Source organism: Buttiauxella gaviniae, from assembly GCF_040786275.1.
GTDB classification, from domain to species: domain Bacteria; phylum Pseudomonadota; class Gammaproteobacteria; order Enterobacterales; family Enterobacteriaceae; genus Buttiauxella; species Buttiauxella gaviniae_A.
The window spans coordinates 4,591,374-4,606,421 of record NZ_JBFMVT010000002.1; the positions used below are offsets into that span (position 1 = coordinate 4,591,374).

11 protein-coding genes are annotated in these 15,048 nt (G+C 49.8%); 8 read left to right on the plus strand and 3 right to left on the minus strand.

Features of this window, described 5'->3' with window-relative positions:
- The first annotated feature begins 51 nt into the window (after nucleotides 1-51).
- The 4 genes from lolB to dauA all read left to right on the plus strand — a co-directional run bounded on the left by lolB (nucleotide 52) and on the right by dauA (nucleotide 4,411).
- Nucleotides 52-675 carry a lipoprotein insertase outer membrane protein LolB gene (lolB, locus tag AB1E22_RS21560; protein WP_367597256.1) on the plus strand — a complete coding sequence of 208 codons (624 nt, stop codon included), beginning with the start codon at nucleotides 52-54 and terminating at the stop codon, nucleotides 673-675.
- The gene (ispE, locus tag AB1E22_RS21565; protein WP_367597257.1) at nucleotides 675-1,544 is read left to right on the plus strand and encodes a 4-(cytidine 5'-diphospho)-2-C-methyl-D-erythritol kinase; all 870 of its coding nucleotides are present in this window, start codon (nucleotides 675-677) and stop codon (nucleotides 1,542-1,544) included. The genes lolB and ispE overlap by 1 nt, the downstream gene beginning before the upstream one ends.
- Nucleotides 1,545-1,666: 122 nt before the next feature.
- Entirely contained in the window at nucleotides 1,667-2,614 is a 948-nt protein-coding gene (gene prs / locus AB1E22_RS21570) for a ribose-phosphate diphosphokinase (protein WP_008454180.1), read from the plus strand.
- 123 nt (nucleotides 2,615-2,737) lie between these two features.
- Nucleotides 2,738-4,411: a C4-dicarboxylic acid transporter DauA gene (gene dauA / locus AB1E22_RS21575; protein ID WP_367597258.1), complete on the plus strand. Its 1,674-nt coding sequence runs from the start codon at nucleotides 2,738-2,740 to the stop codon at nucleotides 4,409-4,411.
- 134 nt (nucleotides 4,412-4,545) lie between these two features.
- Here the strand turns inward: dauA and ychH are convergent, their stop codons facing one another.
- A complete protein-coding gene (gene ychH, locus AB1E22_RS21580) occupies nucleotides 4,546-4,824 on the minus strand; it encodes a stress-induced protein YchH (RefSeq protein ID WP_367597259.1) in 279 nt (92 codons plus the stop codon).
- Nucleotides 4,825-5,099: 275 nt separating this feature from the next.
- Between ychH and pth the strand changes: the two genes are divergently transcribed.
- Together pth and ychF are read left to right on the plus strand one after the other, a co-directional pair.
- Nucleotides 5,100-5,684, plus strand: coding sequence for an aminoacyl-tRNA hydrolase (pth, locus tag AB1E22_RS21585; RefSeq protein ID WP_367597260.1), 585 nt, complete (start codon nucleotides 5,100-5,102; stop codon nucleotides 5,682-5,684).
- 136 nt (nucleotides 5,685-5,820) lie between these two features.
- Nucleotides 5,821-6,912 carry a redox-regulated ATPase YchF gene (gene ychF, locus AB1E22_RS21590; RefSeq protein WP_367597261.1) on the plus strand — a complete coding sequence of 364 codons (1,092 nt, stop codon included), beginning with the start codon at nucleotides 5,821-5,823 and terminating at the stop codon, nucleotides 6,910-6,912.
- A gap of 66 nt (nucleotides 6,913-6,978) precedes the next feature.
- On the opposite strand, the gene AB1E22_RS21595 is transcribed toward ychF, so the two are convergent.
- Complete coding sequence (locus tag AB1E22_RS21595; protein ID WP_367597262.1) at nucleotides 6,979-8,244, minus strand: MFS transporter; 1,266 nt, start codon at nucleotides 8,242-8,244, stop codon at nucleotides 6,979-6,981.
- Nucleotides 8,245-8,300: 56 nt separating this feature from the next.
- The gene (locus AB1E22_RS21600; RefSeq protein WP_367597263.1) at nucleotides 8,301-11,408 is read right to left on the minus strand and encodes a beta-galactosidase; all 3,108 of its coding nucleotides are present in this window, start codon (nucleotides 11,406-11,408) and stop codon (nucleotides 8,301-8,303) included.
- Between the two features lie 241 nt (nucleotides 11,409-11,649).
- On the opposite strand from AB1E22_RS21600, the gene AB1E22_RS21605 reads away from it, so the two are divergent.
- Nucleotides 11,650-12,720, plus strand: coding sequence for a LacI family DNA-binding transcriptional regulator (locus AB1E22_RS21605; RefSeq protein ID WP_367597264.1), 1,071 nt, complete (start codon nucleotides 11,650-11,652; stop codon nucleotides 12,718-12,720).
- Nucleotides 12,721-12,923: 203 nt separating this feature from the next.
- Nucleotides 12,924-14,990 (plus strand): EAL domain-containing protein, encoded by a 2,067-nt coding sequence (locus AB1E22_RS21610; protein ID WP_367597265.1) that lies wholly within the window; start codon nucleotides 12,924-12,926, stop codon nucleotides 14,988-14,990.
- Nucleotides 14,991-15,048 lie beyond the last annotated feature (58 nt).

Sequence of the window (15,048 nt, forward strand, 5' to 3'; positions counted from 1 at the left end):
CTAGCATAAACAATTAACAAATAAAACGATTGAGAAGGATCTGCTGCCGCTATGTTTATGCCGAAAGCCCGTCTGCTGCGCCTTGCGCCCCTCGCAAGCCTTGTTTTGGCTGCTTGTGCTGTTCATCAACCAAGCGGTCCTGGCAAAAGTCCTGACTCTCCGCAGTGGTTACAACACCAGCAACAAGTGCAAAAAATCACCCAATATCAGACGCGTGGCGCGTTTGCCTATCTTTCCGATAGCCAAAAAGTTTATGCCCGATTTAACTGGCAACAGACAACGCCAGACCGCTATCGCCTGCTGTTAACCAATCCGTTGGGCAGCACCGAGCTTGAACTCAATGCCCAACCGGGCGTGGTGCAACTGACCGACCGCAACGGCAAAAAATACGTCGCCGATAACGCAGAAGAGATGATTGGTAAATTGACCGGAATGCCGATTCCGCTCAATAGCCTGCGTCAATGGATTCTGGGTCTGCCCGGCGAAGCCACTGATTATAAAATTGATGCCCAGTATCGCTTGAGTGAAATCAACTACACGCAAGACGGCAAAACATGGAAAGTGGTTTACAGTGATTATGACGATTCGGTGCAACCTGCCCTGCCGTCAAATATGGAATTGCGCGAAGGCTCTCAGCGAATCAAACTCAAAATGGATAGCTGGACGGTTAAATAATGAGAAAACGTTGGCCATCTCCGGCAAAACTGAACCTTTTTTTGTATATCACCGGCCGTCGTGAAGATGGCTATCATAATTTACAAACTTTATTTCAGTTCCTCGATTATGGCGACACGATAATTATCGAGCCGCGAAACGATGGCCAAATTCAACTGGCAACGCCAATTGAAGGCGTGCCGGATGAAGAGAATTTAATTGTCCGCGCCGCGCGATTATTGCAGGACACCGCCTTGCTGATGGGCTCTTTGCCACAGGGTGCGGGAGCGGATATTAGCGTTGAAAAGCAATTGCCCATGGGCGGCGGCTTGGGAGGCGGTTCCTCTAACGCGGCAACGGTTCTGGTGGCGCTCAATCATATATGGAACACCGGCCTGACTGAAGATCAGCTCGCCGCCATCGGTGTAACGCTGGGTGCCGATGTTCCCGTTTTCGTCCGCGGTTTTGCGGCCTTCGCCGAAGGTGTTGGTGAGAAACTCACGCCGGTTTCAGTACCTGAAAAATGGTATCTGGTTGCCCACCCTGGCGTCAGTATCCCAACCCCCATGATTTTCAACGATCCCGAGCTTCCGCGAAATACCCCGGTTAGATCAATTGACACGTTATTAAACGGTGAATTTGGTAATGATTGTGAGGTTATCGCAAGAAAACGTTTTCGTAAGGTTGATGAGCTGCTTTCCTGGCTGTTAGAATACGCGCCGTCGCGCCTGACCGGCACCGGCGCCTGTGTGTTTGCTGAATTTGACACCGAGGACGCTGCCCGCCAGGTGCTTAAGCAAGCCCCGGAATGGCTGCATGGGTTTGTTGCGCGAGGCGTTAATGTCTCCCCGCTGCATCAGGCCATATCCGGGCAAGCTGAGTATTGGTGACAACGTCACCTTGTTTCAGACGTTGCATCAAGCTCTTTATACACCGCCTGGATGGCGCTACCCCGCCCGCATAAGATGCGGTAGCACCATCCGCCACTGGACGCATGCCTGAGGTTTTTCTCGTGCCTGATATGAAGCTTTTTGCTGGTAACGCCACCCCGGAACTAGCACAACGTATTGCCAACCGCCTGTACACCTCCCTTGGTGACGCCGCCGTCGGTCGTTTTAGCGACGGAGAAGTAAGCGTACAAATCAACGAAAATGTACGCGGTGGTGATATTTTCATCATCCAGTCCACCTGTGCACCCACCAATGACAACCTTATGGAATTGGTTGTTATGGTCGACGCCCTGCGCCGCGCTTCTGCAGGTCGTATCACCGCAGTTATCCCTTACTTTGGTTATGCCCGTCAGGATCGCCGCGTGCGTTCTGCCCGTGTGCCAATCACCGCAAAAGTGGTTGCTGACTTCCTCTCAAGTGTTGGGGTTGACCGTGTTCTTACCGTGGACTTGCACGCAGAACAGATTCAGGGCTTCTTCGATGTTCCTGTAGATAACGTCTTCGGTAGCCCAATCCTGCTGGAAGATATGCTGCAAATCGGCCTGGAAAACCCAATTGTGGTTTCTCCGGATATCGGTGGCGTTGTGCGTGCTCGTGCTATCGCAAAACTGCTCAACGATACCGACATGGCTATCATCGACAAACGTCGTCCTCGCGCTAACGTTTCCCAGGTTATGCATATTATCGGTGATGTGTCCGGCCGTGATTGCGTTCTGGTAGACGATATGATCGATACCGGCGGTACTTTGTGTAAAGCGGCTGAAGCGCTGAAAGAGCGCGGTGCTAAACGTGTGTTTGCTTACGCAACTCACCCAATTTTCTCAGGCAATGCGGTTCACAACCTGCGTAACTCCGTGATCGACGAAGTTATCGTATGTGACACCATTCCACTGTCTGACGAAATTAAAGCACTGCCAAACGTCCGCACCCTGACGCTGTCCGGTATGCTGGCTGAAGCAATTCGTCGTATCAGCAATGAAGAATCAATCTCTGCGATGTTCGAGCACTAATCGAATTCGCTTAAAAAAACCCGCCGCGGCGGGTTTTTTCTTTTACAGGACCTTTTTAAGCACGGCCTCCTTCACCTGCCATTTTCAAAATTGACAGATGATGCGCTCACGGATGGAATCAAAGTGAAAAACGTATCTTCTTCTGTATTGCCTTTTCGCGCCCTGGTAGACGCTTGCTGGCGTGAGAAATACACCGTTTCCCGTTTTAGCCGCGATGTTATTGCCGGTATTACCGTCGGGATTATTGCTATCCCCCTGGCGATGGCTTTAGCTATCGGCAGCGGCGTCGCGCCACAATACGGCCTCTATACCTCGGCCATCGCCGGGATTGTCATTGCTTTAAGCGGTGGCTCACGTTTCAGTGTTTCAGGCCCTACTGCGGCGTTTGTGGTTATCCTCTACCCGGTAGCGCAACAGTTTGGTCTTGCCGGTTTGCTTATCGCCACGTTGATGTCCGGCGTGTTTCTTATATTGTTCGGTCTGGCGCGTTTTGGCCGCCTGATTGAATACATTCCCGTGTCCGTGACGCTCGGCTTTACTTCCGGTATCGGGATTACTATTGCCACCATGCAGGTGAAAGATTTCTTTGGCCTGACGCTCGACCATGTGCCGGAGCATTACCTCAATAAAGTGGCGGCGCTGGCAATGGCGATGCCAACCCTTAATTTCGGTGACGCTGCCATTGGCGTGGTTACACTTGCGGTGCTCATTCTCTGGCCGCGTCTGGGCATTCGTTTGCCGGGGCATTTACCGGCATTGCTGGCAGGTTGCGCCGTGATGGCGATTGTTCACGCCATGGGCGCCGATGTGGCAACCATCGGCTCGCGTTTCCACTATGTGCTCTCCGATGGCACGCAAGGTAACGGGATCCCTCAGTTATTACCCCAGTTGATGCTCCCATGGAACATTCCCGACTCAAACTTCACGTTAAGCTGGGATTCGCTCAGCGCCCTGCTTCCAGCGGCATTTTCCATGGCAATGCTCGGGGCTATCGAGTCTCTACTATGCGCCGTCGTTTTGGATGGCATGACCGGTACCAAACACAATGCCAACAGTGAGCTTATAGGCCAGGGGCTAGGCAATATTATCGCCCCCTTCTTTGGCGGTATTACCGCGACTGCCGCGATCGCCCGTTCAGCCGCTAATGTGCGGGCTGGCGCAAGCTCCCCCATTGCCGCTGTTATTCATGCTCTGCTGGTGATTATGGCTTTGTTAGTGCTTGCCCCGCTGCTGTCATGGCTTCCACTTTCAGCGATGGCGGCTTTGCTGTTGATGGTCGCCTGGAATATGAGTGAAGCGCATAAAGTGGTTCATCTGCTCAGACGCGCACCGAAAGACGACATTATCGTGATGCTTATATGTATGTCGTTGACCGTTCTGTTCGATATGGTGATCGCTATTAGCGTGGGGATTGTTCTGGCTTCATTGCTGTTTATGCGCCGTATTGCACGCATGACGCGTCTTGCTCCGGTCAACATTCACACGCCCGAAGGCGTTTTAGCTTTGCGTGTCACCGGCCCTCTTTTCTTTGCCGCCGCCGAAGGGTTATTCAACGATCTCGCCCTGCGTGTTGAACAAAACCATCTGATTATTTTGCAGTGGGATGCCGTGCCGGTGCTGGATGCCGGTGGCCTGGATGCGTTTCAGCGTTTTGTGGAAAAATTACCGGAAGGTTGCGAATTGCGGGTGACTAATCTGGAGTTTCAACCCTTGAAGACGCTGGCCCGAGCGGGTGTTCACCCAATCCCAGGCCGCCTGGCATTCTTCCCGGATATTCAGGCCGCATTAGCCCAATAAAATTGGGACAAAAAAAACGGTTCTGAAACAGAACCGTTTGAAGCTGATGAAAAGCCTCTTTCACATGTCGGATGATCCTAAACGTCATCCGACAAAACACGTCAAAATGCCAGTCTACGCTTTAGAAGCCGATCTTAGCTGTGTTTGTGGCTGTCATCACGGCGACAGCGTTTATCATAGTGGCGAACCCACCAGTAGCGGTCACACACTTGTTCATGCCCGCCCACACGCGCACCAGCCAGCCAAAGCACCGCCCCAACAAAGATGCTCAAAATAGCACCGTGGGCGAAATATTGCGGGAAGTTAAACTGAGGGAGTTGGTTTAAAATCGAGTAACCAACGCCACCCACCATAACAACGAGCCCCAACCCCATGAAAAAATTGCCGAGTAACGAAGCGTTTTTGCGTTTCATATGTCACCTCCGGGTGTTCGTGGGTCGGTGGGGAAAATCCCCATTCCTTGTGTGTAAAGTATAGACAACACCGCTTCGGATTATGTGCGTGGACGATCACAATTACGCATGAAACGTCTACAAAAACTTACAAATAAGCCGCTGAATAGCATCAAATTCTAATGATTCATGCATTGAACTATTCAATAGTTTTGGTAGTAAGAGATTGCTTCTTTGTCATCGCGTCTTGAGCGCAGTAAACTACGCCGCTCTGGTCTGTTTTCAGGAAAATAAACGTGAGCATTAAATTAATAGTTGGCCTGGCAAACCCAGGTGCGGAATATGCGGCAACTCGCCATAACGCCGGTGCCTGGTATGTGGATCTGCTTGCTTCACGCCATAATCAGTCGCTGAAAGAAGAGAGCAAATTCTTCGGGTACACCGCACGCATAAACCTGGCCGGAGAAGACGTTCGCCTGTTGGTGCCAACCACGTTTATGAACCTCAGCGGGAAAGCGGTCGGCGCGATGGCAACCTTTTTCCGTATCGCCCCCGATGAAATTCTGGTCGCTCACGATGAACTGGATCTTCCTCCCGGTGTGGCAAAGTTTAAACTCGGCGGCGGCCACGGCGGCCACAACGGCCTGAAAGATATCATCAGCAAATTGGGCAATAACCCCAACTTTCACCGCTTACGTGTCGGAATTGGCCATCCGGGCGATAAAAACAAAGTTGTTGGCTTCGTTCTTGGTAAACCGCCGTTAAGCGAACAAAAGCTGATTGATGATGCCGTAGACGAAGCGGCACGTTGCACCGAAGTGTGGCTGAAAGAAGGCTTGACTAAAGCCACTAATCGCCTGCATGCCTTTAAAGCACAATAAGGCCAAAGCAGCTTTGAACACCGATTTCTGCGCCCGTTATAGACCGTTTGCGTGTATAATGGGGAAAGTTATGATCATTTTATCAATGAGACAACATTAACTCATTGAATATCAAGTAATTAAGGTGAATTAAACCATGGGATTCAAATGCGGTATCGTCGGCTTGCCGAACGTTGGTAAATCAACCCTGTTCAATGCGCTCACCAAAGCGGGAATCGAAGCTGCAAACTTCCCGTTCTGTACTATCGAGCCGAACACCGGTGTGGTGCCAATGCCGGACCCACGTCTGGATAAACTGGCTGAAATCGTTAAACCACAGCGCATTCTGCCTACCACCATGGAATTCGTTGATATCGCCGGTCTGGTGAAAGGCGCATCCAAAGGTGAAGGTCTGGGCAACCAGTTCCTGACTAACATTCGTGAAACTGAAGCTATCGGCCACGTTGTGCGTTGTTTTGAAAACGACAACATCATTCACGTGAACAACAAAGTCGATCCTGCGGATGATATCGACGTTATTAACACCGAACTGGCGCTTTCTGACCTTGATACCTGCGAACGCGCCATTCATCGCGTACAGAAGAAAGCAAAAGGCGGCGATAAAGACGCAAAAGCTGAACTGGCCGCGCTGGAAAAATGCCTGCCACAGCTAGAGAACGCAGGTATGTTGCGCGCGCTTAACCTGACTGAAGAAGATAAAGCGGCCATCAAATACCTGAGCTTCCTGACGCTGAAGCCAACGATGTATATCGCTAACGTCAACGAAGACGGTTTTGAAAACAACCCTTATCTCGACAAAGTGCGCGAAATCGCCGCAGGCGAAGGTTCTGTGGTTGTTGCCGTTTGTGCAGCCGTTGAGTCTGATATTGCTGAACTGGACGACGCTGACCGTGAAGAGTTCATGGCCGAGTTGGGCCTGGAAGAACCTGGTTTAAACCGCGTGATCCGCGCAGGTTACGAGCTGTTGAATCTGCAAACTTACTTCACCGCTGGCGTGAAAGAAGTGCGCGCGTGGACCATCCCTGTTGGCGCTACTGCTCCTCAGGCGGCTGGCAAAATCCACACCGACTTCGAGAAAGGCTTTATCCGCGCGCAAACTATCGCGTATGAAGATTTCATCACTTACAAAGGTGAGCAAGGCGCGAAAGAAGCGGGCAAGATGCGTGCAGAAGGTAAAGACTACATCGTTAAAGATGGCGACGTAATGAACTTCCTGTTCAACGTCTAATAGTTCTCCCCTTTCTAATCTAAAAAGCCACCTCAGATGAGGTGGCTTTTGTCTAATTAGACTATCTCACGCTTTGCTAACTTCGGCTGCCAGCAATCGGTTTCCCGGCGAGTTGCGCAGCGTAAAGAATGAAATCACCGTAAAGCTTGCGGTAATCAAACCTAATACGAGATAGGCCTGGCTAAATCCAACGGAGTCATACATTGAACCCGCCCAGGTTGAGAGCAATACGCCAGAAAGCTGTTTCGATAAATTAAACCCGATTAAAAACAGCGTGGCGGAAAGACGCGGGTCAAATACCGATGAAATATATTTGAACGTTCCCACCAGTAAAAACGGCAGCTCAAACATATGCAGCATTTTCAGCATAATGACTTCAACACCCGTTGTTGCAAATGACGAACCGATAATTCTTACTGACATAATCGCCCCGGCCACCAGCAGCGCATTTTTTGCACCAATGCGGTTAATAATAAATGGCGCAAAAAACATAATCGTGGCATTCAGCAATTCACCGCCGGTTGTCACATAGCCGAATATCTCGGTTCCTTTCTGCGGGGATGAGAAGAAGCCTTTAAAGAAATTGGCAAACTGCTGATCGAACACATCGTAAATACTGGCGACACCGATCACGTACAGCAGGAATGCCCAGAAACGCGGCATTTTTAATAATTCCACCACCATACGTAACGAGAACTCCTGCTTTTTAGCGACGTTACCAGGCACTGAACTCATTTCGGCTACGGGTTCCGGGCGTGACAACAGCAGCAATACCGCCAATACAAGCGCAAAACCAGAGGCAATCCAGAAAGTAATATTCGGATTGATGCTAAATAAAATACCGGTTAACGAGGCGCAAATCGCCCAGCCTACGCAGCCAGAAACGCGAACTTGCCCATATTCAAAACGGTTATTACGACTCACGCGCTCTATATAGGCTTCTACCGCACCGGAGCCGCCGGAGAAAACACAGCCCAGGTACATTCCCCCAGCCATTGCGCCCAGGTAAATATTGAATTGCAGAAGCGGCGAGAGAACGGAAATAAAGAAGGGAGCAAATAAAACCAGTAACACCACGATAAACCACAGCAAATGTTTACGTAATCCCAGTTTGTCGGAGATTAAGCCAAAAGCAATCTGGAATACGATGGCAAAAAGTGAAATGGCTGAGAACACTATCCCCGTTTCAGTTTTGGTTAAATGGTTAACATCTGCCAGCCAGACCGGGAAAAAGGGAAAGTAGGCTGACATAATGAAATAGTAGAAAAAGAAGAACAGCATAAAATAGATAAAGTTATGTCGTTCACGTGAGCTGAGCGCTGATAATTTCATAGGGTATTTTCGCTATTATTATGTTTAGAAATGGAGGGGGAGATCCCCTCCGGCGGTCAGTTAAGGCTAATCGTCAGTTGGTATCGCCACTCGGTATCCCGTAGTAGCCACTGGTCCAGCACACTTGGCGTCCAGGAGTCATCGCCACCCACGCCCATATGCTGAGCATCCAGCGAGATCCATACCCCGTCTTCCGGCTTCATTCGGTGCCAGTGCGAAGTCGCCATTAATTGCTCCACGCTGTAAGGCTGCACGGAAAAGTGAAAATGCCCGCGCACCTGCCAGATGCCCCACTCCAGCGCTTTTGTGCCACATCGCAATCCGTTTTCCGTCGGGAAAATATAAGGGGTACTCATTTCGCCCAGCGGTAATTGCCAACGTGAGAAACAGGCGCTGCTGCGGCGATCGGGGTAATTTTCATGGGGACCGAGGCCAAGCCAGCTCACATCGCAGTTTTGTGGTTTCACTTTAAAGGCCAACCCAATGCGCGGCAGCGGCGGCAGCGTTTCTGCCCTTTCGCCCGTGATGCAAAGATGCAGTTTGCCATGTCCGTCAAAACGCATCTGCCAGCAACTGGCAATCACAACACCCTGATGATTGTGGTAATGCCATTGGCTGACAATCACAACGTCATCGCCGAAATGTGTTGCTTCGCAGCTTACACATTCCGCTTCAAGCTGATAAAGCCCTGCGCTTTTCCAGCGCTCAACCCAGGCATTGGGGTCAATTCGCTCCGCCTCACTCACACCAATATCGTTATCAATCGGGGCCCGGACAAACTGATCGCGTAGCGGATGCATAAGTTGCTCCTCGCCATTTTTTTGCCACTGGCAAAGTAATCCGCTGCTGCGGTCTATCACCCACTGCTGATTGGCTGCTTGCACGGTGAATTGGGTCGCAGAAGTTGTCAGCACAGGCGCGGCAACGGCGGCGGGTTGGGGTTCAATAACCAGCGGCACCGCAAGAGAAAACTGCTGCCAGGCCACACGATGCCCTTGCTCAGACCAGGGCGTTGCCTGCGGCTGAATCACATCAAGCGTTAGCCAGACATCACGTGCGCCATGCGCCAGATTAAGATTCTCAGCGAGCGTCAATTCAATATTTCCTTCAGGTTCAATAAGCAACGTTTCACGCCCTTCACTCACAACCTGCCCTGCAGCCTCAATGCGCCAGAGCAGCGCTTCGTTATCCGTCCGGCGGAAGAGGTACTCGCTAGATACGCGAATTTTAAGCGGCTGCTGGCTTACCAGTTCAAACTGGAAATATTGCTGCGCATGTTTTGCTTCAGTCAGCGAGGGATGCGGCATCCGGTCCGGGAACACCAGGCCGTTCATACAGAATTGTCGATCGTTAGGTGTATCCCCAAAATCGCTGCCGTAGGCCCAGCCGGTCGTCCCATCGTCAAATGTTTTCATAATGGCCTGATCCGCCCAGTCCCAGATGAATCCGCCCTGCAAACGCGGATACTCGCGAAATGCCTGCCAGTAGTCAGCAAAATTTCCCAGGCTGTTTCCCATAGCATGTGCGTATTCACAAAGGATTAGCGGGCGCTGTTCTCCTGGCAGGCTAATCCACTTTTTTATCGCCCATTTCGGCACAGCAGGAATCATAAGGTCTGTTTCAACACGGGAGTACATCGGGGTGATAATATCGGTCACCGCCGTATCCCCGCCTCCCCCTTCGTATTGAACGGGGCGGGAGGGATCGCTTTTTTTCAGCCAGTGATAGAGCGCATCATGGTTCGCGCCGTACCCTGATTCATTTCCCAAAGACCAAATAATAATGCAGGGGTGATTGCGATTCGTTTGCACCATGCGCGTGACGCGCGCGCTATACGCAGGCAACCAACTCGAATCATCAGACAGACGGCTCATCGGCACCATACCGTGCGTTTCGATATTCGCTTCATCAACAACATACAAACCAAAACGGTTGCATAGCTGATACCAGAGAGCACTATTCGGGTAGTGTGAGCAACGCACCGCGTTAAAGTTATTCTGCTTCATCAGCAAAATGTCCTGCACCATATCGGCCTGGGTAACCACCTGACCATGCAGATGATGATGCTCATGACGATTAACACCGCGAATCAACAGCGGCTTACCATTGACCTGCAATAAGCCATTTTTAATTTCGACGGTACGAAAACCTACATCGCAGGCTTCCGCTTGCAATAATTCCTCGCCCTGCCATAGCGCCACTACCGCACGATAACAGTTCGGCATTTCAGCACTCCACAAACGAGGCCGCACGACCGGCAGAGTCAAATAAGCCCGCTCGGCATAGTTCCCACGGTCATCAATGGCGGGCGTGCCAAGCGGTTCGCGTGTGCCTGCAACCTGCTGGTTCCCGAGCCAAAGCGTGACTTCAACGGTGAGATCCGCAACACGCGCCTCCGGCGCCGCCACGCAGAGCTGAATATTAAGCTCCGCGTCACGATATAACGCATCCAGCACAGGCGTGATTTGCATCTCCGTCAGGTGAATTTCCGGGAGGTGCAGCAGCGAAACGGAACGGAAAATGCCGCTCATGCGCCACATATCCTGATCTTCAAGCCACGTACCTGCACTCCAGCGCATCACCATCACGCAAAGGCGGTTCTCTCCCGTCTGCAAAAATGGCGTTAAATCAAACTCTGCCGGTAAGCGGCTATCGACGGAATACCCCACCCAGTTACCGTTACACCATAGATGGAATGCGGAGTTCACACCGTCAAAAATAATGCGTGTTTGCCCGGCCGCGACCCACTCATCGGTAATATTTATGGTGCGGGTGTAGCAACCGGTGGCGTTTTCCTCGGGCACAAACGGCGGCGTGGTTTCGATGGGATAGCGAACGTTGGTGTAAATCGGGGCATCATCACCGGTCATCTGCCAGTTAGAGGGCACAGGTACTGAACGCGCATCGGGTAAATCCTGATACAACCAACTGGCGTCAACCGCCTCCGGGCGCGGTCGCCAGCTAAACTGCCATTCGCCATCAAGAGAATAGCTGTGCGTCGACGCGTACTCGTCACGAGCGGCAGTAATATCGCGCCATCCCTGAAATAGCGGATGAGCCGGTAACCTGTTGATGTGAGTAACGGTATGTTGCTGCCAGTCGCGGCGATTAAGGATTTCGGAAAATCCTGCGCAGGGGCCGGAAAAGCCTGAACTCTGAGTCATAACAATGCACCTTTAACCGTAAAAATGTAATACGCTAAACATTGCATCAAATTTAGTCAGATAATGCCTAAGGCTGGCAAACAGAGGATTTACCAATTTCAGGAACGATCACGAAAGCGGTGATTTTCTCGGCATTTTTGTCGTCTGCAAAACAAAAAATGTTAGCGCTATACATTTTGCTAAAACTTGGATTAACTGAGTTATAAATCATGCGCATGATGCGGAGAAATAAGGAGAAAATATGCGAAACCGACTGGCTACTCTGAATGATGTGGCACGCGAAGCGGGCGTGTCTCAGCAAACCGTTTCACGCGTGCTGAACAATCCGGCCCAGGTTTCACAGCGCACCCGCGAGAAAGTACTGCAGGCAATGAGCGCATTACATTATGTTCCGAACCGTTCGGCTCAACTGCTGGCGGGTAAAACTATGCCTGCGTTAGGGCTTATCACCTCCTCGCTGACCTATCACGCGCCGTCGCAAATTGCCGCTGCCATCAAAAGCCATGCCGAAGAAAAACATTTGCAGGTCTCTGTCGCGATGCCCAAAGGGGCGCAGTTTGAATCATTGCAGGCGGTGCTTAATGAATTTCGCGCTCAAAATATTCGCGGTGTCATTGCGAATTTACCCCTTGAAAGCTCGCTTGCCGAACGGCTGACCCAGGAAAATGACGATCTGGCTTGTCTATTTTTGGATGTTCCACCCGAGACTGATGTCTCCTGTATTCGCTTTGATCATCAGGAAGGTTCCGGCGCATGCGTGAAACATTTATGGGAGTTGGGGCACCGTCAGTTCGGATTACTGGCAGGCCCTGCGCATTCCATTTCTGCACGATTACGCCTCGGCTGCTGGCGCGAATCACTGCATCGGATTGGCGTGAGCAATGCTATTACGGTCTGGGGCGACTGGAGCGCAAGCAGCGGCTGGGCAAAGACGTTTGAATTGATTCATGCCAACCCACGCATCAGCGCGATCATTGTGGCTAACGACCAGATGGCGTTAGGCGTCCTGAGTGCGCTAACGCAACTCAAGCGCACCGGTGCCAGCGCGGTTTCTGTGACGGGGTATGATGATACGGCGGACAGCCTCTTTTTCCAGCCGGCTCTCACGACGGTTGCTCAGGATTTCGACCTGCTGGGCCAACGTGCCGTTGAATGCGTAACGGCGCTAATGAATCAGTCGGACCCGCGCAAAAGAGTGCTTGAATTATTACCCACCCGGCTGGTGGTGCGTGAATCGACTTACCCCTGTCCGCAAGAAAAGTCGGGGGCAGACATCATCGAACAATTAAAATCTCTAATTAATCAACTTTAAATGTGGGTGAACAGCGGAGTGGAATTGTAGATTAATCTACAATTTCATTTAAACATCCCGTCACCTGTTGCTATTTTTGATTAGCCCAGAGACTGGCCAACCTCTATTAATAATAAAATTCATTATCTCAGCCATTGTTATAATGATATAGTGAATTTAACTATGAAATAAAAACAACGACGCACCCCACAGATAAGCAACGCATGACTTACAATATAACAACAAAAAATACAAACAACATTTTCCACCAATTAAAAACCAGATTTATTAACAACCGTATTTCACAGGCGGTTCTCAGTAGTACTATGGCGATTATGCCATTTTCAGTTTTACGCGGCTTGGTTATTGTTGCAAGTACGTTATGTCAGGATGTGCATTGGGTAAAAACCGCTGTATGGCTTGAGAATTTGCAGCAAAGTATGCTGACCTTTCTCCCTATTCTGTTAAATATTATATTTTCAATTCAGTGGGCGGTAAGATATCGGCTTTCAATTATGCTCTGTATATCGCTCAGTTTAACGGTATTACTGGGCATTACCGGGCTTGAACATAGTAATGAAGCCAATTTTTTAATTGGCGTTAGTTTACCCGTCTCCCTGTTATCAGCTATTTTTACCAATCTTATTTTAGAAAAAAATATTAATCTTTTCCGCACTAATAAAGTGAAATTAAATTGGCCCTTCAGCAAAATAGTCCTCACTTTTCTCGGAAAACTGTTATTGCTGGTAGTGACAGGTCATTTAATATTACGAGCCAGTGATTGGCTAACGCAAGACATTACTGCCGTTATTTATCCTGATAACTTTATTCATGGCCTGCTTTATGAAGTGATCCGTGAAACCACCTGGTTTTTTGGTATTCATGGTTACTATATTTTCCAGGACATTGGCTTCAGGCTAATGAATAACACCATAGCTAATATAGATGCATGGAAAGCAGGCCATGCGTCATTAAATATTTTAAGCACTTCATTTTATGAAACGTGGTGCGCTACTGGCGGAAGCGGCGCTACGTTAAGCCTGTTAATTTGCCTGTTGATTAGCCGAAACCCGTCCAATCGACATTTGATTAAAGTTTCCCTGCCTTTGGCCATCTTTAACATTAATGAACCCCTTATTTTTGGCGTGCCAGTCGTTCTTAACCCGGTGATGTTTATTCCGTTCGTCATGACGCCGGCTGTGGATTACATTCTCGCCTATTACGCCACGCTTTGGCATGTCGTCCCCCCTGTTCACCAGATGGTGGGTTGGGCAACGCCCGCCTTGATTAATGTCTGGTTAGGCACAGATGGCGCGGCGCGTGCGGTATTGTTCCAGATATTTTTGATAGCCCTCGGCACCGGGATTTACTGGCCATTCCTGCGTTATATGGAAAAGCGTGATCACAAAGAGATTACCCTGCCTTGCGGCAATAAACGTTTTGTGCCGCTCAAAGGGAATCAGTTTCAATTACCCGTTCCGGGGCATCGTGATGTTGAATCCCCCCATCACTATCTTTCCGAAATGAATGATTATATTGATGCCAGACGTAATATTAATGAACTGCAAAGCAGCGGAAATTTTGTGCTGTGGTTCCAGCCGCAGATCACCCTCGACGAGCAAAAAATTGTCGCCATGGAGGTTTTACTGCGTCATCAGGGTGATGACGGTAAAATTACCCCGCCTATCTTTTTAAAGTATTACGAACGTATTGGGATGATGCCGGAAATAGATTTTTGGGTACTGGAGAATGCTGTAGAAGCGCTTCATCACGATCTCTCCCGCTTTCCGGGCATGACGCTCTCGGTAAATATTTCTCCGCAAACATTACTTGCCCCTAATTTCCTGAGTCTGGTGGGTAAATTACTGCGTACGCCGTTACCTTCGGGTTGGCAATTAGAGATGGAAATTACCGAATCACAAAAAGTTAATGAACCTAAACGTGTTATTGAAGTTCTGGCGGCACTTCGCCAATTAGGGATAAAAATTGCCCTTGATGATTTTGGCTCCGGTTATTCAACGCTTTCTTATTTAACTCAATATGAGTTGGATAAAATTAAACTGGATAGAACCCTGGTGCTCGGACTCGCTCGCGAAGGCGGCGAAGCGTTTCTTCATCACGTTGTCCAGCTTTGTAAAACATCAGGTAATCAAGTGCTGATTGAAGGCGTGGAAACAAATGAGGAACACCGAATCGTTAAGAACTGTGGAATCCATCTGGCGCAGGGCTATCTGTTCCACCGCCCCCAACCTATTAATAAAATTTGTGAGCTTCTGAATGCAAAAGCTTAACTTTCGTTATTGCGAATAATGGATATTCTCACTTATACATGCGATTATTTATATATGC